This window comes from Phaeobacter sp. CC-HEC084 (assembly GCF_059429255.1).
The window spans coordinates 521,905-541,555 of record NZ_JCAIJQ010000009.1 but is presented as its reverse complement, the minus strand read 5'-3'; the positions used below and the strand labels follow the sequence as shown (position 1 = coordinate 541,555).

16 protein-coding genes, 1 tRNA gene and 1 pseudogene are annotated in these 19,651 nt (G+C 62.7%); 10 read left to right on the top strand and 8 right to left on the bottom strand.

Annotated elements, in window-relative coordinates; translation table 11 throughout:
- Positions 1-175: 175 nt before the first annotated feature.
- The 4 genes and pseudogenes from ychF to AC5SSZ_RS19800 all read left to right on the top strand — a co-directional run bounded on the left by ychF (position 176) and on the right by AC5SSZ_RS19800 (position 3,475).
- A complete protein-coding gene (ychF, locus tag AC5SSZ_RS19815; protein WP_065272349.1) occupies positions 176-1,273 on the top strand; it encodes a redox-regulated ATPase YchF in 1,098 nt (365 codons plus the stop codon).
- Positions 1,274-1,484: 211 nt separating this feature from the next.
- A tRNA-Ser gene (locus AC5SSZ_RS19810) sits at positions 1,485-1,574 on the top strand.
- Positions 1,575-1,889: 315 nt separating this feature from the next.
- Positions 1,890-2,243 (top strand): annotated as a pseudogene (locus AC5SSZ_RS19805) (acyl-CoA dehydrogenase family protein); the annotation flags it as partial.
- Positions 2,244-2,263: 20 nt separating this feature from the next.
- Entirely contained in the window at positions 2,264-3,475 is a 1,212-nt protein-coding gene (locus tag AC5SSZ_RS19800) for an acetyl-CoA C-acetyltransferase (protein ID WP_495439643.1), read from the top strand.
- 138 nt (positions 3,476-3,613) lie between these two features.
- On the opposite strand, the gene AC5SSZ_RS19795 is transcribed toward AC5SSZ_RS19800, so the two are convergent.
- Entirely contained in the window at positions 3,614-4,705 is a 1,092-nt protein-coding gene (locus AC5SSZ_RS19795) for a Zn-dependent alcohol dehydrogenase (RefSeq protein WP_495439641.1), read from the bottom strand.
- 197 nt (positions 4,706-4,902) lie between these two features.
- Positions 4,903-6,276 carry a hypothetical protein gene (locus AC5SSZ_RS19790; protein ID WP_495439640.1) on the bottom strand — a complete coding sequence of 458 codons (1,374 nt, stop codon included), beginning with the start codon at positions 6,274-6,276 and terminating at the stop codon, positions 4,903-4,905.
- Positions 6,277-6,516: 240 nt separating this feature from the next.
- On the opposite strand from AC5SSZ_RS19790, the gene AC5SSZ_RS19785 reads away from it, so the two are divergent.
- The 3 genes from AC5SSZ_RS19785 (at position 6,517) to AC5SSZ_RS19775 (ending at position 9,516) form a co-directional block, all read left to right on the top strand.
- Positions 6,517-6,981, top strand: a complete 465-nt coding sequence (locus AC5SSZ_RS19785; RefSeq protein ID WP_347510700.1) for a MarR family winged helix-turn-helix transcriptional regulator — start codon at positions 6,517-6,519, stop codon at positions 6,979-6,981.
- Positions 6,982-7,248: 267 nt separating this feature from the next.
- Positions 7,249-8,019 (top strand): enoyl-CoA hydratase-related protein, encoded by a 771-nt coding sequence (locus AC5SSZ_RS19780; RefSeq protein ID WP_274867678.1) that lies wholly within the window; start codon positions 7,249-7,251, stop codon positions 8,017-8,019.
- 3 nt (positions 8,020-8,022) lie between these two features.
- The gene (locus AC5SSZ_RS19775) at positions 8,023-9,516 is read left to right on the top strand and encodes a 3-hydroxyacyl-CoA dehydrogenase (RefSeq protein ID WP_495439636.1); all 1,494 of its coding nucleotides are present in this window, start codon (positions 8,023-8,025) and stop codon (positions 9,514-9,516) included.
- A 35-nt stretch (positions 9,517-9,551) separates the two neighbouring features.
- Here the strand turns inward: AC5SSZ_RS19775 and AC5SSZ_RS19770 are convergent, their stop codons facing one another.
- Genes AC5SSZ_RS19770 through AC5SSZ_RS19745 form a run of 6 tightly spaced genes read right to left on the bottom strand, consistent with a single transcriptional unit; the run spans position 9,552 to position 16,688 of the window.
- Positions 9,552-10,925 carry an FAD-dependent oxidoreductase gene (locus tag AC5SSZ_RS19770; RefSeq protein ID WP_495439635.1) on the bottom strand — a complete coding sequence of 458 codons (1,374 nt, stop codon included), beginning with the start codon at positions 10,923-10,925 and terminating at the stop codon, positions 9,552-9,554.
- On the bottom strand, positions 10,912-11,772 hold the full coding sequence (locus tag AC5SSZ_RS19765) for an isocitrate lyase/PEP mutase family protein (RefSeq protein WP_274830598.1): 861 nt from the start codon (positions 11,770-11,772) through the stop codon (positions 10,912-10,914). Before AC5SSZ_RS19765 ends, AC5SSZ_RS19770 begins: the two co-directional genes overlap by 14 nt.
- The gene (locus AC5SSZ_RS19760) at positions 11,769-12,371 is read right to left on the bottom strand and encodes a cysteine hydrolase family protein (RefSeq protein WP_495439632.1); all 603 of its coding nucleotides are present in this window, start codon (positions 12,369-12,371) and stop codon (positions 11,769-11,771) included. The genes AC5SSZ_RS19765 and AC5SSZ_RS19760 overlap by 4 nt, the downstream gene beginning before the upstream one ends.
- A complete protein-coding gene (locus AC5SSZ_RS19755; protein WP_274840397.1) occupies positions 12,368-14,434 on the bottom strand; it encodes a hydantoinase/oxoprolinase family protein in 2,067 nt (688 codons plus the stop codon). The genes AC5SSZ_RS19760 and AC5SSZ_RS19755 overlap by 4 nt, the downstream gene beginning before the upstream one ends.
- The gene (locus AC5SSZ_RS19750; protein WP_495439630.1) at positions 14,431-16,125 is read right to left on the bottom strand and encodes a hydantoinase B/oxoprolinase family protein; all 1,695 of its coding nucleotides are present in this window, start codon (positions 16,123-16,125) and stop codon (positions 14,431-14,433) included. Before AC5SSZ_RS19750 ends, AC5SSZ_RS19755 begins: the two co-directional genes overlap by 4 nt.
- On the bottom strand, positions 16,122-16,688 hold the full coding sequence (locus AC5SSZ_RS19745) for a nuclear transport factor 2 family protein (RefSeq protein WP_495439628.1): 567 nt from the start codon (positions 16,686-16,688) through the stop codon (positions 16,122-16,124). The genes AC5SSZ_RS19750 and AC5SSZ_RS19745 overlap by 4 nt, the downstream gene beginning before the upstream one ends.
- A gap of 141 nt (positions 16,689-16,829) precedes the next feature.
- On the opposite strand from AC5SSZ_RS19745, the gene AC5SSZ_RS19740 reads away from it, so the two are divergent.
- From AC5SSZ_RS19740 to leuD, 3 genes are read left to right on the top strand one after another with little or no spacing between them, the layout of a single operon-like run.
- On the top strand, positions 16,830-17,645 hold the full coding sequence (locus tag AC5SSZ_RS19740) for a GntR family transcriptional regulator (protein ID WP_065272363.1): 816 nt from the start codon (positions 16,830-16,832) through the stop codon (positions 17,643-17,645).
- The gene (gene leuC / locus AC5SSZ_RS19735) at positions 17,642-19,039 is read left to right on the top strand and encodes a 3-isopropylmalate dehydratase large subunit (protein ID WP_495439626.1); all 1,398 of its coding nucleotides are present in this window, start codon (positions 17,642-17,644) and stop codon (positions 19,037-19,039) included. Before AC5SSZ_RS19740 ends, leuC begins: the two co-directional genes overlap by 4 nt.
- Positions 19,036-19,626 carry a 3-isopropylmalate dehydratase small subunit gene (gene leuD / locus AC5SSZ_RS19730; RefSeq protein WP_274831513.1) on the top strand — a complete coding sequence of 197 codons (591 nt, stop codon included), beginning with the start codon at positions 19,036-19,038 and terminating at the stop codon, positions 19,624-19,626. The genes leuC and leuD overlap by 4 nt, the downstream gene beginning before the upstream one ends.
- Positions 19,627-19,651: the final 25 nt, after the last annotated feature.

Genomic DNA, 19,651 nt, shown 5'->3' with positions numbered 1-19,651 from the left:
ACATGGGTATTGAAGTCCGTTTGCAACAGGAAAATCAAGACAATGATAGCGGCCGTGATATGGCGTGAACGGGGCGGCCGGGGCGAATGACAATGGTTGCTGCGGGGCCATGACCGCTTGCGCCACCGCCCAATGCTGCCTAGAAGCGGCTCCCAAGTGGCATCAGGAGGCCGGTATGGGCTTTAAAATGGGAATCGTCGGTCTGCCCAATGTTGGTAAGTCGACATTGTTCAACGCATTGACGAAAACAGCCTCGGCGCAGGCAGCGAATTTTCCGTTCTGTACGATCGAGCCGAATGTGGGCGAGGTCGGGGTGCCCGATGCGCGCCTTGATAAACTGGCAGCCGTCGCGGGATCGAAACAGATCATCCCGACACGGATGACATTCGTGGACATCGCCGGCCTCGTCAAAGGCGCCTCCAAGGGCGAAGGGCTGGGCAACCAATTCCTGGCCAATATCCGCGAAGTGGACGCCATCGCCCATGTGTTGCGCTGTTTCGAAGACGGCGATGTGACCCACGTCGAAGGGCGCGTCGATCCGGTGGCCGATGCTGAAACCATCGAAACCGAACTGATGCTGGCCGACTTGGAAAGCATCGAGAAACGCCGTGCGGGCCTCGTGCGCAAGCTGAAGGGCAATGACAAGGAGGCCCAGCAGCAGGATCGCCTTCTGGCCGACGCCCAGGCAATGCTGGAAGAGGGCAAACCCGCGCGCCTCGTCGAGGTTGACGCCGAAGATGCCAAGGCTTGGCGGATGCTGCAGCTGCTGACCACCAAACCGGTGCTTTATGTCTGCAATGTCGGCGAATCCGAATCCGTTGAAGGCAACGAATACTCTGCCAAAGTGGCAGAAATGGCAGCGGCACAGGGCAATGCCCATGTGATTATCTCGGCCCAGATCGAAGAGGAGATCAGCCAGCTGGATCCCGAAGAGGCAGAGATGTTCCTTGAGGAAATGGGCCTCAGCGAAGCCGGGCTCGACCGTCTGATCCGCGCGGGCTACGAGCTGCTGCATCTGGAAACCTATTTCACCGTCGGCCCCAAAGAGGCCCGCGCCTGGACCATCCGCGCGGGCACCTCGGCACCGCAGGCCGCAGGCGTCATCCACGGCGATTTCGAAAAAGGTTTCATCCGGGCAGAAACCATCGCCTATGAGGATTTCATCGCCAACAATGGCGAACAGGGCGCCAAGGAAGCCGGCAAGATGCGCGCCGAGGGCAAGGCCTATATCGTCAAGGATGGCGACGTGCTGCATTTCCTGTTCAACACCTGAACACCCGGTATCCCCACGAAGATCGCAGCGCCCGCCAGTATCCCTGGCGGGCGTTTTTCTGTGCACCTTTCCTGACTGGCGTCTCAACCGTGGGCGGGGAGAAGCCATGAAAAACAGCGATTTCAAGGGGTTCTTGGATTTTCCAAGAAAATGCCCGTCGTTTCAAGAATGCCCTTGTATATCCGATAGTTGCTGGGCTATACGCGTCGACGGAGACGTGGCCGAGTGGTCGAAGGCGCTCCCCTGCTAAGGGAGTAGGCCCGGAAGGGTCTCGAGGGTTCGAATCCCTTCGTCTCCGCCACTACCCAAGAAATCATGGGAAACGGCGATTAGGGAAGCCTACCCGCCAGCCTACCGCTAACAGATTCACGCTTGGACACGACGTGAAGCAACGGCTTCGGTATGTGCGAAATCGTGAGAAATCTGGACCGGTCGTTCTGCTACTATTCTTTCGGAAGTTGGTCTTTAGCTGCTTTACATAGCTGTTCGGGCAGGTCTCGCCAGATTGATCTAACCCTGTCTGCCCGCAGAGGTTCAATCTGAAGGTAGCCATTGTGTCTCTGCATATTCGGTTCCCTAAAGGGAGCCATATTGTGTTTTTGATGAGAGGTTTGGCGCCAAGAAGGTCTTTGGACTTGCGGAAAACCAGCTGGTGCAGGGGCTGCTGGCCGAAAGTCAGGCCGAACTGGCCGCTGCCCGCGCGCTGGTCCGGGATGCGGCGCGCACGTATGACGCAACCGGGGCTGCGGCGCTGGAAGCCTCTTGTGCCAAATATTTCTGCACCGAAATGGCGGGCCGGGTTGCAGACCGCGCGGTGCAGGTGCACGGCGGGGTCGGCTATATGGCCGAATACGCCATCGAAAGACTGTACCGAGACGCGCGGTTGCTGCGCATTTACGAAGGCACCAGCCAGATCCAGCAGATCATCATTGCCCGCAACATCGTGAAGGCCGCAAAAGACCGCATGTAAGCGGCAGGGAAGGAAAGAATATGCTTGAAGACGTCGTAATTTGCGAACCAGTCCGCACGCCGGTGGGCCGTTTCGGAGGCCAGTTCCGCGACCTGCACGCCCATGAGCTGGGCCGCATGGTGATCGAGGGCCTTTTGGCGCGTACTAACTTGCCGGGTGATCGCGTGGACGAGGTGATCTTCGCCCAATGCTACCCGTCGATGGATGCGCCGGCGCTGGGCCGTGTGGTGGGGCTGGATGCCGGTCTGCCGATCAGCATTGGCGGCTATCAGATCGACCGTCGCTGCGGCTCTGGCCTGCAGGCGGTGATCAACGCAGTGATGCAGGTGGCGACCGGAGGGTCTTCGCTGGTGATCGCAGGCGGCGCCGAGTCGATGTCGAACGCGCCCTTCTATTCGACCAAGGGCCGCTGGGGTATCAAAGGCACCGCGATGGTGTTCGATGATGCGTTGGCCAAGGGCCGCGTGACGGCAGGCGGGATCAACCACCCGGTGCCGGGCGGTATGCTGGAAACCGCCGAGAACCTGCGCCTGGAATACAATATCGGGCGCGAGGAACAGGATGCCTTTGCGGTGGAGAGCCATCGCCGCGCGGTGGCGGCGCAGGACGGCGGGCTGTTCGATGATGAGATCATCCCGGTGACCGTCAAACACCGCAAGGGCGAAGAGACTTTCTCGAAGGATGAGCATCCGCGCCCCGAGGCCACGATGGAGAGCATGGCCAAGCTGCGCCCGATCCGGGGCGGTATCGACAGTCAGGCGACGGTCACGGCGGGCAATGCCTCTGGTCAGAACGACGGCGCCTCGGCGGCGATCATCACCACCCGCGCCATCGCGGAGGAACTGGGGCTCAAGGCCTATGCCCGGATCAAGTCCTGGGCCGTGGCCGGTGTCGGTCCGGAGGTCATGGGCATCGGCCCGGTGCCGTCGGTGGCCAAGGCGCTGGACCGTGCGGGTATGGCGCTGAAGGACATCGACCTGATCGAACTCAATGAAGCCTTCGCGGCGCAGGTTCTGGCCTGCACCCGTGAATGGCAATTGGCCGACAGCGATTTTGAGCGAATGAACGTCAATGGCTCGGGCATTTCGCTGGGGCACCCGGTGGGTGCGACCGGCGGACGGATCATGGCTGGGCTGCTGCGCGAGATGCACCGCCGCGATGCGCTGTATGGGGTTGAAACCATGTGCATCGGTGGCGGTCAGGGTCTGGCGGCGATCTTTGAAAAGGTCTGACCGGGCCGCGCTTTGCGCCTGATCTTAAAACGGACAGGGCCGCTCTGGCTGGAGCGGCCCTTTTTCGTGTGTGGAGCAGGAGACAGAAACGGCCGCCCCGATGTACTGGGACGGCCGCAGGGTCTGTCAGCCCGTTGGTCAGTCGTTGTTCAGCATGATCACGTTGCGCCGCGCGTTGCCGGCCATGGTGTCGGCAAAGGCCTCGTTCACCTGATCCAGCGTCCAGCGCCCGGTGATCAGCTCGTCGAGCTTCAGGCGGCCCTGCTGGTAGAGGTCCACGATCCAGGGAATGTCGCGCTTGATCACCACGTCGCCCATTTTCGAGCCGAGGATTTTCTGCCCCGCATCCGCCATCACAAGCGGAGAATAGCTCGCGTTAGAGCCGAAATGCGGCATGCCGACCATCACGATCTTGCCGTTGTGAGCAAGGTAACGCGGCGCCTGATCATAGACCGCGGCGATACCGACCGTCACCAGCACCGCATCTGCGCCGCGCCCGTCCAGCAGCGCCTTCACCTCCTTGAAGGGTTTGCCTTCGGCCAGCACACCATGGGTGGCGCCAAAGGCTTTGGCGTCTTCCAGTTTGGCGGGGTTCATGTCGACCGCGACGATGCGGCGGGCGCCAGCGATACGGGCGCCCTGAATGGCATTGAGGCCGACACCGCCCGCGCCGATCACCACCACGTCGTCACCGGGGCGGACATTGGCGGTATTGATCGCGGCGCCGACGCCGGTGATCACGCCGCAGGAGATCAGCGAGGCCGCATCTTTCGGCATGTCGGCGGGGATCTTCACGATCTGGCTTTGATCCACGACCACCTTTTCGGCAAAGGCGCCGGTGAAAACCGCCTGCCAGACCGGGTCGCCTTCGGTCGTGGTGATCGGGCCCTCGGCCGGATCGCCCGGTTCTTCGCAGACCGTGGGGTGGCCCTGGCCGCAGGACGGGCAGGTGCCGCAGGAACGGATCAGCGTGACGGCCACGCTGTCGCCCACGGCAAAGCCTTTGACGCCCACGCCGACGGCGGTCACGGTGCCTGCGGCCTCGTGACCGAAGATCGCCGGAACAGCGCCGCCAAAGCCCCCCTGCCACAGCGAGATGTCCGAATGGCAGACGGCCACGGCATCGATTTTCACCTCGACTTCACCCAGTTCGGGCGCACGCAGTTCCACCTCCTCGATCACAAGGGGCTCTCCGTGTTTGTGGCAAACGGCGGCTTTGACTTTGGTCATGGGAGGTCCTTTCGGTCTGTCGTGTCATGCGCGGGCAGCGCGGATTTCCGTATGTACATGAAGCTGCCGATTGCAGTGGCGCGCGGTCTTGGTCTGGATATCCGCGAAACGGAACATGCAAAGCTTCTCCTCTTTCGCAAATTTTAGGGTGCCATGGTGATTGTTAGCAATCTAATTAAACCACGTGACGCAACGGACTATGCGAAAACCAGCAACGCAACGGTCAGGATCGACATGGCGAGCGTACCATAGGCAAGGTTCCAGCGCAGACCGACGCGGGCGGGATCTTCATCGATCATGCGCGCCGACAAGCGGACCGAGGCCGAAAACGGCGTTACGTTCACCACGATGGACCAGATCGACACCATGGTAACCGCAACCGCGAGCGGGCTGATGGCCAATGGCGTCAGGTTCGGCAGCGTGCCCGCCAGGATGGTGACCGAGATGATCGGGCTGACGCCCACCATCGACAGCAGATAGGCGATCCAGCCCGCCAGCGCCAGAACCGCACCGCTGCCAAGTCCGAGGGCGACGATGGTCTGACCAAGGGCATTGGTGTCGATCAGCGGTAGCACCAGAACACCCAGAAAGGCCGAGGTTGTGAACAGGCCGATTTCGGAGCGCATGCTGGGCAACCCGGGGAGCAGCCCGGTCACGGTGGCTCGGGCGGTGCCGGTGAGCGCCGGAAGCGCGCCCTCATGCCAGCGCTGGATCGCCATCCAGCCAAGGGAGACCAGCGGCAAGCACAGAAGCAGCGCCTGAATGAGTGTAACGCCGAGTATTACGGAGACGCCCCAGGAAAACGACGGCACGAATATTACCATCCCCATCAGGGGCAGCAATCCGGAAAGGGAGGGCGCCTCGGGCAAGCCCGGAAGCACCCGGCGCGGATAGCTCATCCGGTCGATCCCCCAGCCCAAAAGCAGCATCACCACCGCCAGTGGCAGTGAATAGATGACGATCTGCCCATAGGCGACGCTGGGAATGGCCGCAGTGATCAGTGCCATGGTGACGGTCATCGGCGACCACATCGGAAGCGAGGAAAACCCGCGCATCATGGCCAGCGTCATGCGGCGGCGGCGGATGCCCGCGATGCGCTTTTCCTCGTCGGTTTCGCCAGGAGATACACCCTTGGCGATCATTGTCCCCAAGAGGCCGATGGTCGAGAAATTCAAGAGGATGCCAAATACCGCCGCGCCGAAGGTCAGGACCAGATAGCGGCGGCCCGGGCGCTGGTTCACCAGGATCTCGCCCGAGCGCAGGATCAGCGGTGAGCTGTTCGCGGCGAACTGAAGGAAGCTGAGCGAGGTGAGGAAAAAGGCGAAGAACGCGGCCCGGTCGATGGCAGTGGAGGCGCGGGCAAGATTAAAGGTGCCTTGGCTGACTTCATAAAGCGGCAGCGCGATGCACAGTGAAAGGAGGATCAAAGCGACTTTGGACAGGCCGCGCAGCTCCAGCGCCAGAAAGCCCAGGATCCCCACGAGCTCTATCAGCCGCAGAGCGGGCGCATCGGTAAAGATTTCACCGATGGCCCCGATGCTGACAAGAAGAAGAAAAGCGGATGACAGCATTATTGGGCGCTGTATCGTGACGGCGAGTTTTGCTTGGCCATCTTGTCAGAACTCCTCAGAGCTGTGCGGGTTAGAGTGGTGCAGCTCCGTGCGAGAGCTGCCTCCGGCGGTTGCGGAAGCAGAGCCAAAGCCTTTTGCTTAGGGTATTTATCTTGCAAATAATAATCAAGCTAATTACCCTTTTTGCCAAGCGGTCGCGCGGGCGGGCCGGGGGAGATTGGCCAAGTATGGGGCGGCAGTATGACCAAAAGCGATAAGGCAACCACGGCTCGCAATGAAGGGGTCTCGGGCCCGGTGTTTCAGGATATCGCGCGGTTTCGCGGCATTCTGTTTGACGGGCTATTGCGGCCGCACGACATCACCATGGCGCAGGGTTGGGCGGTGCTCAGCCTCATGCGAGAGGCTGGTCAGCGGCAGGCGGATCTTGCGGCCAAGCTGGACATCGGGCCAGTGACCACTTCCAAACTGATCGACCGGTTGGAGGCACGCGGCTTTGTTGAACGGCGCGCCGATCCCGGCGACCGGCGGTCGAAACGGATCTTTGCAACAGACAAGGCGCACCAGCTGATGGATATCATGACCGAGACGCAGCGCCAGGTGGATACCATCGCCAATACAGGGATCGAACCGGAAGAGCTGGCCACCACCATGAAAGTGCTGGCGAAGATGCGGCAGAACCTCAAGGCGTCGATGGCGCGGGATTGAGGCGGGTCAGGATCTAGTCTTAAGGCTGGACTCAACCCGGGCAATGCACGGGCTCCGCTGGCCGCGGCTCCTTTCACCGTACAAGTCGATTGCCCCGACCGCCTGTGACGCGTGCCTTCGCCTCGGCACCTTCTTGGGACGGACGAATTTGCAATTAATTATCAAGCTAATTGTTTGCCAAGTATCTATTCGGCCGTATAAGGGCGCTAACGCGCCCGGCCCGGTGCAGACCGGACCGGCATCCTTTGCAATGCGACAGGAGAAAACATGTCTTTGGTGCTCATCGAACGCCCCGGTGACCGGGTTGGTGTGATCCGGCTCAACCGCCCTGAACGGCGCAACGCGCTGTCGACCGAATTTCGGGCGGACATCGCCAAGGCGGTGACTGAACTGGACACCGACCCCGGGATCCGGTGCATCGTGATGACGGGCGATGAAAAGGCCTTTGCCGCCGGGGCGGATCTGGCCGAGCTGGCCGAGGTGCGGCCGATGCAGGAGGTCTTCGACCGTCTGGGTGCTGTCAAACGCGCGCTCGAAGCGTCGAATACCCCCGTCATCGCAGCGGTGCGTGGCATGGCGCTGGGCGGCGGCTGTGAGATGGCGATGATGTGCGACATCATCATTGCAGGCGACACCGCCAAATTCGGCCAGCCGGAAATCAAGGTGGGCATCATGCCCGGCGCCGGAGGCACCCAGAAGATCCTGCGCACGGCAGGCAAGGCCAAGGCGCTGCGTTACCTTCTGACAGGCGATCTGTTCCCGGCGGATGTGGCGTTGGACCTGGGCATCGTCTCAGAAGTGGTACCGGATGCCGAGGTGATGGACACGTCGCTTGCCATGGCCAAGAGGATCGCCGCCCAGCCTGCCAAGGCGGTACAGGCGATCCGTGACGCGGTGCGCGAGGGGGCGAACACGCCGCTGGATACCGCACTCATGCTGGAGAACCGCCTGTTCCAGATGCTGTTTTCCACTGACGATCAAAAAGAGGGAATGCGCGCCTTTCTTGAAAAACGCGCCCCCGAGTTCAAAGGACAATAAGTGATGGCTTATGCATTCGACGACATCAAAAAGGTTGGCGTGATCGGCGCCGGGCTCATGGGGGCGGGCATCGCGCAGGTGCTGGCGACTGTGGGCTATGACGTGGTGCTGAACGACATGAACGCCGAGGCGCTGGCCAAGGCGAAGACCGATATCGAAGGCCGCATCGACCGTATGGTCGAAAAGGGCAAGCTGGAGGCGGACGCCGCCGCTGCGGCCAAGGGGCGGCTGACCACATCAGGCGATCTGACATCCCTCGCGGATACGCAGATGGTGATCGAAGCCATCATCGAGCGGCTCGACATCAAACAGAGCCTGTTTGCCGAACTTGAAGGCATCGTCAGCGCGGACTGCATTCTTGCGTCGAACACCTCCTCGCTCTCCATCGCATCGATTGCGAAGAACTGCGAAAACCGCGCCCGCGTGGTGGGCATGCACTTCTTCAACCCGGTGCCGCTGATGAAGCTGGTGGAGGTGATCGGCGGCGCGGCCACCGATGCGGGCGTTGTCGATGCGACCTATGAAATGGGCAAGGCGATGGGCAAGGTGCCGGTGATCGCCAAGGATGGACCCGGCTTCATTGTGAACCTGGGTGGGCGGGCCTATTACACCGAAGGTCTGCATATCGAGGCCGAAGGCGTCGCCCCGCCTGAGCAGATCGACCGCATCATGAAGATGGCAGGCGGATTCCGGATGGGCCCGTTCGAGTTGATGGATCTCACCGGCATCGACACCAACTTCCCGGTCTCGACCTTCATCTTCAACGGCTACCATAGCGATGCGCGCCTGCGCACCACGCCGCGCCATGGTTATATGGTTGAAGCGGGGCTGCTGGGGCGCAAGGTGGGGCGCGGTTTCTACGACTACGCGCAGGACCTGCCCAAGCTGCCGACCCCGCCCGAAGCCGGACCAAAAACCCCGCTGACCGCAGTTCTGCCGGAACGCTCCGATGCCTTTGCTCCGCTGGTGGAAAAGGGCCTCAGCGCTGCCGAGGATGACGGCAAGGCGCCGATCCTGGTCAGCCCGCTTGGCGAGGATTGCACCAGCACCGTTGCCCGCCTTGGCCTTGACCCCAAACGCACCGTTGCAGTGGACCTGAGCGCGGTCGAACGCGGGATCGTTACCGTCATGACTGCTCCCGGTGGCTCGGATGTGCTGGAGGCGGTGACCACCTGGCTGGCGGGCGCGGGCCTGCATGTCGAGGTCATCAAGGACAGCCCCGGCTTTGTTGCACCGCGTGTCATTTCGATGATCGTGAACCTGTGCTGCGAGATGGCGCAGATCGGCGTCGGCAGCCCCGAGGATCTGGGCAAGGCGATGACCATGGGACTCAACTACCCGTTCAACCCGCTGGAGTATGGCGACAAGGTCGGCGCAGACCGGGTTCTGTCGATCATGGAAGGGCTGCAATCCACGACCGGGTCGGAACGCTACCGCCCCAGCCTCTGGCTGAAACGCCGCGCGCTTCTGGGTCTGTCGCTCAGCACCGCGGACTGACAGGCGCGAATACTGCGAACGACGGGCGCGCTGGATCAGGCGCGCCCGGCAAGATACCCCAAAGTCACCGCCGCCAGCAGCCCGTTGCCCGATAGATAACCGCTGTCGCCGGTACCCGAAACGCCGCAGGCCGCGCCGCCCACGGCATGAAGGTTGTCAAAACTTCCGCCCGCCGCACGGCGCACCCGGGACGTTGCGGGATCGACCTCTAGCCCGCCTTGGGTATGGAACAGCGCGCCGGTGACCTTCACCGCGTGATAGGGTGGGTGCAGTGGCGGGGTCTGCCCGCTCCAGCGTCTGCCAAAGGCGTCCGTGCCCTCGTTGGGTATATCGCCAAGGGTTTTGGCCAGCGCATCTGCTGGCAGGCCAGCCGCCTTGGCAAGCTCTGCAATGCTTTCACCGGCTAGCACCGCGCCTTGCTTTTCTGCGTTCTTGAAATCCTCGAACTGCCGCGCCACGGCGGCGATGCGACTGTCGAACACCACCCAGGCGGTGCCGCCCGGCTGCGCCAGTACGGCGCGGGCTGCCTCGGAATAGCCCTGCGCCTCGTTCCAGAACCGTTTGCCCTGGCAATTCACCTGCACGCCGCCTTCGGTGATGGTGGCCCAGGTGATCAGGATGCCATGCGGATGCGCGACATTACCGTGCCCCTGATAGGCGCCCAGATGGGCGGTCGCTGCGCCCAGAGCCTGCCCCCAGGTCACGGCCTCGCCGCGGTTGCCGTCATGGCCGAACCAGACCGCATTGTCGATCTCTGCCATATAGGTGGAGACCATGGTGCGATTGCCACCAAAGCCGTTGCAGGCGAGGATCAGCCGCGCGCAGCCGATGGTTTCTGTACTGTCATCGGGCAGCTGCAACTGGGCGCCAAAGATGCGGTTTGCCTTTGAATAGAGCCTGATTGCGCGGCGATTGCAGATCAGCGGCACATCCAGCGTTTCGATCCGGTCGCGCAGGGCGTCGATCAGTTCCTGCCCGGAGCGGGTCGGCAGCCCGTGCATGCGGCGGCGGCTGTGGCCGGGGTAGTCAAAGTCGGTGACCAGTGAAAACGGCAACCCGTGATCGCGGGCCAGCCATTCGATCACCGGCGCCGCCGTGCTGGCCATGCTGGCGACCAGATCCGGATCGTTTTCATCATGGGCCTTGGCCTGAATGTCCTGCGCAAACCGCTCTGCGTTGTCCTGGATGCCTGCCTCGGTCTGAAACTGCGTGCCCGCAGCGGGGATCAGACCGGCGCTGAGCGCGGTGGACCCCGATGGTACGGCGTCGGCCTCGACCAGCAGAACTTCCTGTCCTGCCTCATGGGCGGCCAGGGCGGCCACCATCCCCGCAGCGCCCGCCCCGACGATCAGGGTTTCGACCGTCAGGTCAAAGGATGCGGGCGGTTCAGCGACATCAGGACTTGCCATCGAACCGCTTTCCAAGGGCCAGCATTTCAGGTGTTCCAATGGCCGCGTTCAGCCCGTCGAAATCGTGCATCCGGTCGGAAAATGGCTTGTTAGAGCCTGATTCTTTCAGGCTGGCATAGTAATTCTGCGCGGTCATCGCCAGGGCGCGGACGATACCACCGGGGAAGATCACGATGTCGAAGCCCATGTCCTGAAGGGTCGTGGCCGAGGAAATCGGCGTGGCTCCGCCTTCGACCATATTCGCGAGCAGCGGCACCTTGCCTTTGAAGGTCGCCGCGATTTTTGCCAGCTCGTCACTGTCGCGCGGGGCCTCGATGAACAGCACGTCGGCGCCTGCCTCGATGTAGCTGCCGGCCCGGTCGATGGCGGCATCAAATCCTTCGACGGCGATGGCATCGGTGCGGGCAATGATCAGCGTGTCCTGACGGCGGGCATCGGCCATGGCGGCGATCTTGCCCGACATCTCGGTCTTGGAGATCAGCGATTTGTCGGACAGGTGGCCGCATCTTTTGGGATAGCTCTGGTCTTCGACCTGAAGGGCGGCAGCACCTGCACGTTCATAGCTTTGCATGGTGCGCCGTGCATTGAGCGCGTTGCCAAAGCCGGTGTCGGCATCCATGATCACCGGCAGGTCGGTGCGATCCGCGATCAACGCCATGGTATCTGCCATCTCCGAGGCGGTGGTGAGACCGATATCGGGGCGGCCAAGGCGGGTGTAGGCCACCGCGGCCCCCGACAGGTATAGGGCCTCGAACCCGGCATCGGTGGCCAGCGCGGCCGTCAGGCCATCGTAGACACCGGGGGCCAGCAGGATCTCGGGCGAGGTCAGGCGCTTGCGCAGGCTCATGACGTGCCTCCCAGCAGTGTCACTGCCTCGGCGCAGGTCATGATCTCCGTCACCGAGCCGAGAGATTTCAGAGTGGCCTCGTGCACGTCGTCCTTGAAGGCCGCGCAGCCATCCGACAGCAGGATGGTGTGGATATCGCGCAGGTGGGCATCGCGGACGGTGCTGGCAACGCCGCCATTGGTGACGATACCGCCGATGATCAGCGAGTCGATCTTCATCGCCCGCAGGATATATTCAAGACGGGTCTGATATAGTGCCGAATAGGCCACCTTTTCCACCGTGAAATCGGCCGGAGCCAGAGTATCGACAAGGCTGTGCCCAAAGCTGCCCGGTTCAAAATCGCCCTTGGTCAGAAAGGGGCGCAGCTTTTTCAGGTGTGGCGAGATCAGCGGCTCCCCACCACGACCCGGCACCAGCGTGAACTGGGCCGAGATATAACTCCCCCCGGCCTTGGTCAGTGCGGTTTTCACCGGCGCGATCCGGTTCGGAAGGGCCTTGATGCTGTCGGCGCCCTGACCCGCACGGCCATAGGCACCCTCGGGGTGCAAAAAGTCGTTTTGCAGGTCAATTGTCAGCAGGGCAGTGGAGGAGGGGGTCATGCGCTGGCCCTTTCGATCAGTGTATTGCCGTAGGCGTCGACTTTGCCGACGAGCCCGGGTTCGATCAAGACGGTGGTGTCGGGCTGCTCCAGAATGGCCGGACCCGCGATTTCGGCGCCTACGGGCAGGGCCAGCCGGTCATAGAGGCTGGTTTTGTGCCAGGTGCCGTCGAAATGCACCTGCCGCGTGCCCCGGAAGGCCTGCTCGGTACTGCCGGCCTTGGGGGCCAGCGTTGCCAGATCGAACCGCGGACGGCGGCCGGTGATGGCCGAGCGCAGGTTGATCACCCGTCGGGTGCCGTTTTCCAGAAGTCGACCGTAGGTGGCGCGATAAGCCGCATCAAAGGCATCGGCGATCTGCGCTTCGGTCGGCGGTGTCACGACGCCGTTTTCAACGGTGACCGGCAGGGTGACGGGCACCGTGTGGGTCTGCCCGAGATAGGCCATATCAAGGGTGAATTCGGTGTCGCGCCGCTCGAAATGGGTGCGCGCCGCGTCCAGTGTGGCCAGCCCGCTGTCGACGTGGCTTTGCATGAACCCGGTCAGGCTTTGCAGGTCGATACCGGCCAGGACCGAATTGATGGTCTGCACGAAATCCTGCCGCATATCGGCGATCACGCAGCCCATCGCCGAGGTCACGCCGGGATAGCGCGGCACGATGGCGCGGGCGAGACCGACCTCGGCCAGCATGGCGCCCGAATGCAGCGCGCCGCCACCGCCAAAAGGCATGAAGGCAAAACGTTCGGGATCAAAGCCGCGCTCGATAGAGACCAGCCTGAGCGCTCCGGCCATACGGCTATTGGCAACGCGCAGGATCGCCTCGGCGGCTTGCAGCGCGTCCATGCCCAGCGGACGCCCGACGTGTTCCAGGATCGCGGCCTTGGCGGCCTCGACATCCAGCCGGTCCAGCTTACCGCCGATGGGGTTGTCGGGATCGATGCGGCCCAGAACGACATTGGCATCGGTCACGGTCGGGCGGGTGTTGCCCTGACCATAGGCCACTGGGCCGGGAGTGGAGCCGGCGCTTTCCGGTCCGATGTTCAGCAGGCCACCCTTGTCGACCCAGGCAATCGAGCCGCCGCCCGCGCCGATAGTGGTGATTTCGATCATCGGGGAGCGGACCACCATGCCGAAATCGATTGAGGTTTGCGGCGACAGCATGGATGCGCCCTTGGCGATCAGGCTGACATCAAAGGAGGTGCCGCCCATGTCGCCGGTGATGACATCTGGAAATCCGGCCGCTTCGGCAATGTATCCGGCTGCGATGACACCGGCCGCCGGGCCCGACAGAGCAGTGCGGACAGGCAGTTTTGCCGCCGTGTCCACATCCATCACGCCGCCATTGGACTGGACGATCATGAACTCCCCGGCGAACCCGCCGTCCTTCAGCGCGGTTTCGAGCCGCGCCAGATATCCCGAGACTTCGGGTTGCAGATAGGCATTGAGCGCGGTCGTGGAGAAACGTTCGAATTCCCGGATTTCCGGCAGGATCTCCGAAGATGCCGAAACATGCGCATTGGGCCACATCTCGCGCACGGCAGAAACGGCGGCGCGTTCGTTTTCGCCATTGGCATAGCTGTTGGCAAAGAGGATCGCGCAGGCAAGGCACCCTTCGTCGATCAGTTGCTGGGCGGCAGCGCGCACCGCGTCCAGATCCACCGGTGTGCGCACGGTGCCATCGGCCAGTGTGCGCTCCGGCACCTCCAGCCGCAGGGCGCGGTCCACCACCGGAGTGAAGTTCCCCCGCAGACCCCAGGTGCGCGGGCGATCGCGGCGGCGCATCTCCAGAACGTCACGTAGGCCCATTGTGGTGATCACCCCGATCCGGGCGCCCTTACGCTCCAGCAACGCATTGGTGCCTGCGGTGGTTCCGTGCACCACCACCGAGACGGTCGAAAGATCATCGACGCGGGAATTGATCCCGGAGAGGAAGCCGCCGGATTGGTCCGGGCGCGTGGTGGGCACCTTGGCGACTTCGGCGGTGCCGGTGGCTTCGTCCAGAACGAAGATATCGGTGAAGGTGCCGCCGACATCGACGCCGATCATGCGGTTGCTGCTGGTCATTGGGTCACCTCTTTCCAGGCCGGGCCATAGGTTTCGGTCGCTGCGTCAGGGCTCATCAACCCGCCTGCCACATCGCGGGCGACATCGGCTGCCGGGCGCTGTGACGCCGGGCCGTAGCCGCCGCCGCCTGGGGTATCGAGCCGCACTGACTGGCCGCGCTCCAGCTTGATTCCAACCATTTTCGAGGCCATCGGCGGGTGATGCCAGCCATCTGCCTGCTCGTAGGAAAAGACATTGAGCGCAGCATCGCCGCCGCCAGCCGCGCCCTTGGGCGCAAAGCGGCCGCGTTCACCGAAGAGGAAGGCGGTGGCGTTTTCCTCCAGTACTTCAATTTCATAGGTCGCGCCCATGCCGCCCCGATGCATGCCGGGGCCTGCGCTGTCTGGGCGCAGGGCCCATTGCTTGAACATCACCGGATAGGCTGCCTCAAGGATTTCCATCGGCGGGATTGTCGCGGTCGAAATTGGCGCATTGCCGTGATTCAGCCCGTCGCCTTCGATGGAGCCGCCATGGCCGCCGCCGTAAAAGCTGAACATGACCCAGGGCTGACCATTGGCGCGTTTGCCGGAAATCGACAGGGCGTTGATGGTGCCATAGGCATTGGCGACGACGCGATCCGGCGCCGCCTGCGAAGCCGCGGCAAAGATCACGTCAACCATGCGCAGGATCGTTTCGGTGTAGCCGCCGACCGGCGCCGGGAAGGGCGCAGACAGCAGCGATCCATCGGGGATCTTCACCTCGATCGGGCGCATTACGCCAGAGTTCGCAGGCAGGGACGGGAAGATATGCTTGATCGCCACATAGGCGGTTGCGACCGCCGTCGGCAGTGCAATGTTCACCGGGCCTGCGCAGCGGTCTGCCGTTCCTGTGAAATCCAGCGTCATCCGGTCATCATTGATCTCCAGCGCGACTTTGATTGCCAGCGGCGTATCGGTGATGCCATCATTGTCGAGGAAATCCTCGGCCTCCCAGCGACCGTCGGGCAGTTCCGTCAGCTCCGAACGCATCAGCGCTTCGGCCCTGTCCTGCAAGGCATCAAGGGCCGCGCGCACAGTTTCGGCGCCATATTCGGCCAGCAATTCATCAAGACGTTTCACGCCCAGATCCAGCGCTCCCAGCTGACCGTTCAGATCGCCCTGCGCCGATTGCGGCAGACGGGTGTTGCGCATCAGGATGTCGGTGATGTCGGTTTGGATCTTGCCTGCCTTGGCCAGCCGGACCGGCGGCAGGACAAAGGCCTCCTGAAAGGCATCGGTGGCAGCGGGGTTGTAGTTGCCCGGCACCGCGCCGCCCACATCGTGCCAATGTCCGACCGAGGCGAGATAGCAGAACAGTTTGCCATCGTGGAAATAGGGCCGCACCAGCCGCATGTCGCTGAGGTGGGTGCCGCCCAGATGCGCATCGTTGAAAATATAGATGTCGCCGTCTTCCAGGTCGCCGTTTTCGGCGGCCTTTTCGATGACGGCCTTCACCGCAAAGGACATCACCCCGACAAAGATAGGCAGGCCGGATTTGCCCTGTACCAGAGTGTCGCCCGACACCGCGTGATAGAGGCCGTGCGATGCGTCATGGGCCTCGGCGATGATTGGGTTGAAGGCGGCGCGAAACAGAGTGGCATCCATTTCATCCGCGATTTGCTCCATCCGTCCGGCCAGCACGGCCAGCGTGATCGGGTCTATCTCTTTGGTCATGGGTTTGCCTTTGTTTCAGCGATATCGTTCCAGACGTCCTGCCGGGTGAGACGCCCGTCCATCACTTCGAAGCGGTCGATGAACCGGATGCCGCTGAAGGGGGTGCCATCCGGCCATTCGCCCGACAGGGTGCCGCGGCAATAGACAACGGCGGCGTCCTGCGGCGATTGCAGCGCTTCGAAGCCCTCGTATGTCTTGGTGACGAAATTGTATCGGGGCTTTGCCCATTCGATCAGCTCTTCCAGCGTCGTCATCGGGGCGGTGCCGGGGAATGTCATGGAGAAGCCGGGAGCCAGCAGCGCCCGGGCCGTGTCTATCTCGCGCGCTTCCATCGCGGTCAGGTAGTTGCGCACCAGAGATACCGGATCGGGCTGGGCGGGGGCGGGGCTGCGATGCGCGCCGCCGCGCATGTAGCCCGCAGGATCCAGCTCATGAATCATAACGGTGACGGCCTCGGGCGGGGCGGGCACGACGATTCGCACCGCGTTGGTCAGCGCCGCGCACAGCCGCGTTTTCTCGTCTGCGCTATATCCCTGCATCACGTGGAGTTCGATGACGGGCATGAAGTCTCCTTTTCTAAATTGGTATCTTTTGTAATACAGATTATTTGCTGCGCATAGGTCAAATATTTTGAACATCTGTGAATAGATTTGTTGCTTTTGAAAAAACCATCGCTAGGCTTGAGAGGCAGTGAAAGGAGAAATATGGGACAGAATCTGGCATCTTCCGCAAGCAAAGGTCTGCCTGAAGGGGGTAAGGCGCAGCGTGTCTTTTTGCATCTGCATCAAGAGATTACCCGTGGTGTCTACGCGCCGGGGAGCGTGCTGCCGGGTGAGCAGAAGCTGGCAGCGACTCTGGGCGTGTCCCGTGTCACTGTGCGTCGGGCGCTAGATGTGCTGGAGAAGGACGGGCTGGTTGAACGCCGTGTCGGATCCGGCACAACAGTCTGCGCGCAGAAGTCTAGTCCTTCGATGGCGGCGGACTTCAGTACCCTGATGCCGCAGTTGGTCGAAATGGGGCAGAACACCACCGCACGGCTGCTCTCCTTCAGCTATGGCGCCGCGCCCGGCGGCGTTGCCGAGGCGCTGGGCCTTGGGGCGCAGGTGCGGGTTCAGACAGCGGTACGCCTGCGTCTGGTTGAAAATGAACCTTTCTCCCATCTGACCACATGGGTGCCGGAAGAAATCGCGCAGAATTACACAGAGGCCGAACTGGCCACGACGCCATTGTTCCGCCTTCTGGAGCGCTCGGGTGTCAAAGTCGACTCCGCCCATCAGACGGTCAGTGCGACGCTGGCCTCTCCGGAAGTTGCCGAAACGCTGGGTGTTCGGATTGGTGCGCCGCTCTTGTCCCTCGACCGGGTTGTGCGCGACGAGGAAGGCCGCGGGGTCGAATACCTTGCCGCGCTCTACCGGCCTGACATGTTCCGGCTTGAGATGTCGCTGAACCACGTCGGCGTGGGCGAAACCCGCCACTGGGAGCCGGTGATCAATCCGGCCCGCAAAGAGGCAGCCGAATGACTACCCCGCAGACCCTGTTCGACAAGCTCTGGGCTGCGCATGAGATCATGCGACGCGACGATGGCATGTCCCTCCTGTGGGTGGACCGGCATCTGGTGCACGAAGGCTCGCACCACGCCTTTGCCAAGCTGGCGCAGCGGGGCCTGAAAGTGGCCGAACCCGATCTGACCTTTGCGGTGGTCGATCACTATGCGCCAACACGACCGGGTGCTGTCGCGCCCGATATCCGCCGGATGATCGACACTCTGGGCCAGAATGCACGGGCACAGGGCATCCGGCTGTTCGATCTGCACGATCCGGGGCAGGGCATTGTGCATGTGCTTGGCCCCGAGCAGGGGCTGACGCTGCCTGGACTACTGATCAACTGCGGGGATAGCCATACCTCCACTCACGGGGCGCTTGGGGCTTTGGCCTTTGGCGTCGGGGCGACCGAGGTCGCCCATATTCTGGCAACCCAAACGATCTGGCAGCGTCGGCCCAAGACCATGCGGATTTCGGTCAATGGCGCCCTTGGCGCTGGTGTCACGGCCAAGGATCTTGCGCTGCACTGGATCGCCGAACTGGGCGCGGATGGCGCCAGGGGTCACGCAATCGAATACGCGGGCAGCGCGGTTGAGGCGTTGAGCATCGAAGGTCGCCTGACCCTGTGCAATCTCAGCATCGAGGGTGGCGCCCGGCTGGGTCTGATCGCGCCGGATCAGATCACTTTCGACTATCTGAAAGGGCGCAATTTCGCCCCGAAGGGTGCCGCCTGGGAGGCTGCTCTGGCGGATTGGCAAAAGCTCTACAGCGATGCGGAGGCCATCTTCGATCAGGAGGTTGCAATCGAAGCCGCAGAGATCGCCCCGACGGTGACCTGGGGCACCTCTCCGGAAGAGGCGCTGCCGATCACTGGCCGTGTGCCGCGCCCGGCAGACCTGCCCGGAGGAAAGCAGAACCAGGCGCGTGCAACGCTCGATTACATGGGCCTTGAAGCAGGGATGCCGCTTGAGGACATCGCGGTTGATCAGGTGTTCATCGGCTCCTGCACCAATGGCCGGATCGAGGATCTGCGCCTCGCGGCCAAGGTTCTGGCGGGACGCCAGGCCAAGGTGCCCGGTCTGGTGTCGCCGGGATCCGCCGTTGTCAAGAAACAGGCCGAGGCTGAAGGGCTGGCGCAGATCTTTACCGATGCGGGCCTGGAATGGGCCGATGCTGGCTGTTCCATGTGTGTGGGCATGAATGGCGATCTGGTCGAGGCCGGCAAACGCTGCGCCTCCTCCACCAACCGGAATTTCCGCGGGCGGCAAGGACGCGGCGCGCGGACCCATCTGATGAGTCCCGCCATGGTCGCCGCCGCCGCCGTTACCGGACATCTTGCCGATGTGCGCCCGCTGCTGGAGGGCCGGTCATGAGCGGATGGAGCAAGATCGAAGGCCGGGCGGTGGCGCTGGCGCAGGAGAATGTGGACACGGATCAGCTGATCCCGGCGCGGTTCATGTCGGCGCCGCGCAGCGAGGGGTATGGCCAATTTCTGCTGCACGATGCGCGTCAGGATGACGACGTGCATGTGCTGAACCTGCATCCCGGCGCCTCGGTGCTCGTGACGCGGCGCAATTTCGGCAGCGGCTCCAGCCGCGAGGCTGCCGTTTATGCGCTGGTGGATTTCGGGATCAAGGCGGTCTTCGCCCCCAGTTTTGGCGATATCTTTGCTGGCAACGCCGTCAACAACGGCCTGCTGCCCGCCCGCCTGCCAGAAGAACAGATCGAGGCGCTGATCAGCGCCATCGGCAGCAATGATGTGGCGGCCACCGTCGATCTGGCTGCTGGCCGTGCCAGCATCGCCGGGCAGGAGGTCTCTTTCGAGATTGACCCCGTCTGGCAGCAAAAACTGGTCAACGGTTGGGACGACATCGACCTGACCGCTCAGCACCAAGAACGGATTTCAACGTTTCGGGCGGCCCGTGCTTCTCAGCACCCATGGGCCTGGCCCGCGACGTAAGACGGCAACGGGCCCCGCTGGGGGC

Excerpts from the sequence above, each read along its gene's own strand:
- ychF (WP_065272349.1), top strand. The coding sequence starts at position 176 with ATGGGCTTTAAAATGGGAATCGTCGGTCTGCCCAATGTTGGTAAGTCG.
- AC5SSZ_RS19800 (WP_495439643.1), top strand. The coding sequence starts at position 2,264 with ATGCTTGAAGACGTCGTAATTTGCGAACCAGTCCGCACGCCGGTGGGC.
- AC5SSZ_RS19795 (WP_495439641.1), bottom strand. The coding sequence starts at position 4,705 with ATGACCAAAGTCAAAGCCGCCGTTTGCCACAAACACGGAGAGCCCCTT.
- AC5SSZ_RS19790 (WP_495439640.1), bottom strand. The coding sequence starts at position 6,276 with ATGCTGTCATCCGCTTTTCTTCTTCTTGTCAGCATCGGGGCCATCGGT.
- AC5SSZ_RS19785 (WP_347510700.1), top strand. The coding sequence starts at position 6,517 with ATGACCAAAAGCGATAAGGCAACCACGGCTCGCAATGAAGGGGTCTCG.
- AC5SSZ_RS19780 (WP_274867678.1), top strand. The coding sequence starts at position 7,249 with ATGTCTTTGGTGCTCATCGAACGCCCCGGTGACCGGGTTGGTGTGATC.
- AC5SSZ_RS19775 (WP_495439636.1), top strand. The coding sequence starts at position 8,023 with ATGGCTTATGCATTCGACGACATCAAAAAGGTTGGCGTGATCGGCGCC.
- AC5SSZ_RS19770 (WP_495439635.1), bottom strand. The coding sequence starts at position 10,925 with ATGGCAAGTCCTGATGTCGCTGAACCGCCCGCATCCTTTGACCTGACG.
- AC5SSZ_RS19765 (WP_274830598.1), bottom strand. The coding sequence starts at position 11,772 with ATGAGCCTGCGCAAGCGCCTGACCTCGCCCGAGATCCTGCTGGCCCCC.
- AC5SSZ_RS19760 (WP_495439632.1), bottom strand. The coding sequence starts at position 12,371 with ATGACCCCCTCCTCCACTGCCCTGCTGACAATTGACCTGCAAAACGAC.
- AC5SSZ_RS19755 (WP_274840397.1), bottom strand. The coding sequence starts at position 14,434 with ATGACCAGCAGCAACCGCATGATCGGCGTCGATGTCGGCGGCACCTTC.
- AC5SSZ_RS19750 (WP_495439630.1), bottom strand. The coding sequence starts at position 16,125 with ATGACCAAAGAGATAGACCCGATCACGCTGGCCGTGCTGGCCGGACGG.
- AC5SSZ_RS19745 (WP_495439628.1), bottom strand. The coding sequence starts at position 16,688 with ATGCCCGTCATCGAACTCCACGTGATGCAGGGATATAGCGCAGACGAG.
- AC5SSZ_RS19740 (WP_065272363.1), top strand. The coding sequence starts at position 16,830 with ATGGGACAGAATCTGGCATCTTCCGCAAGCAAAGGTCTGCCTGAAGGG.
- leuC (WP_495439626.1), top strand. The coding sequence starts at position 17,642 with ATGACTACCCCGCAGACCCTGTTCGACAAGCTCTGGGCTGCGCATGAG.
- leuD (WP_274831513.1), top strand. The coding sequence starts at position 19,036 with ATGAGCGGATGGAGCAAGATCGAAGGCCGGGCGGTGGCGCTGGCGCAG.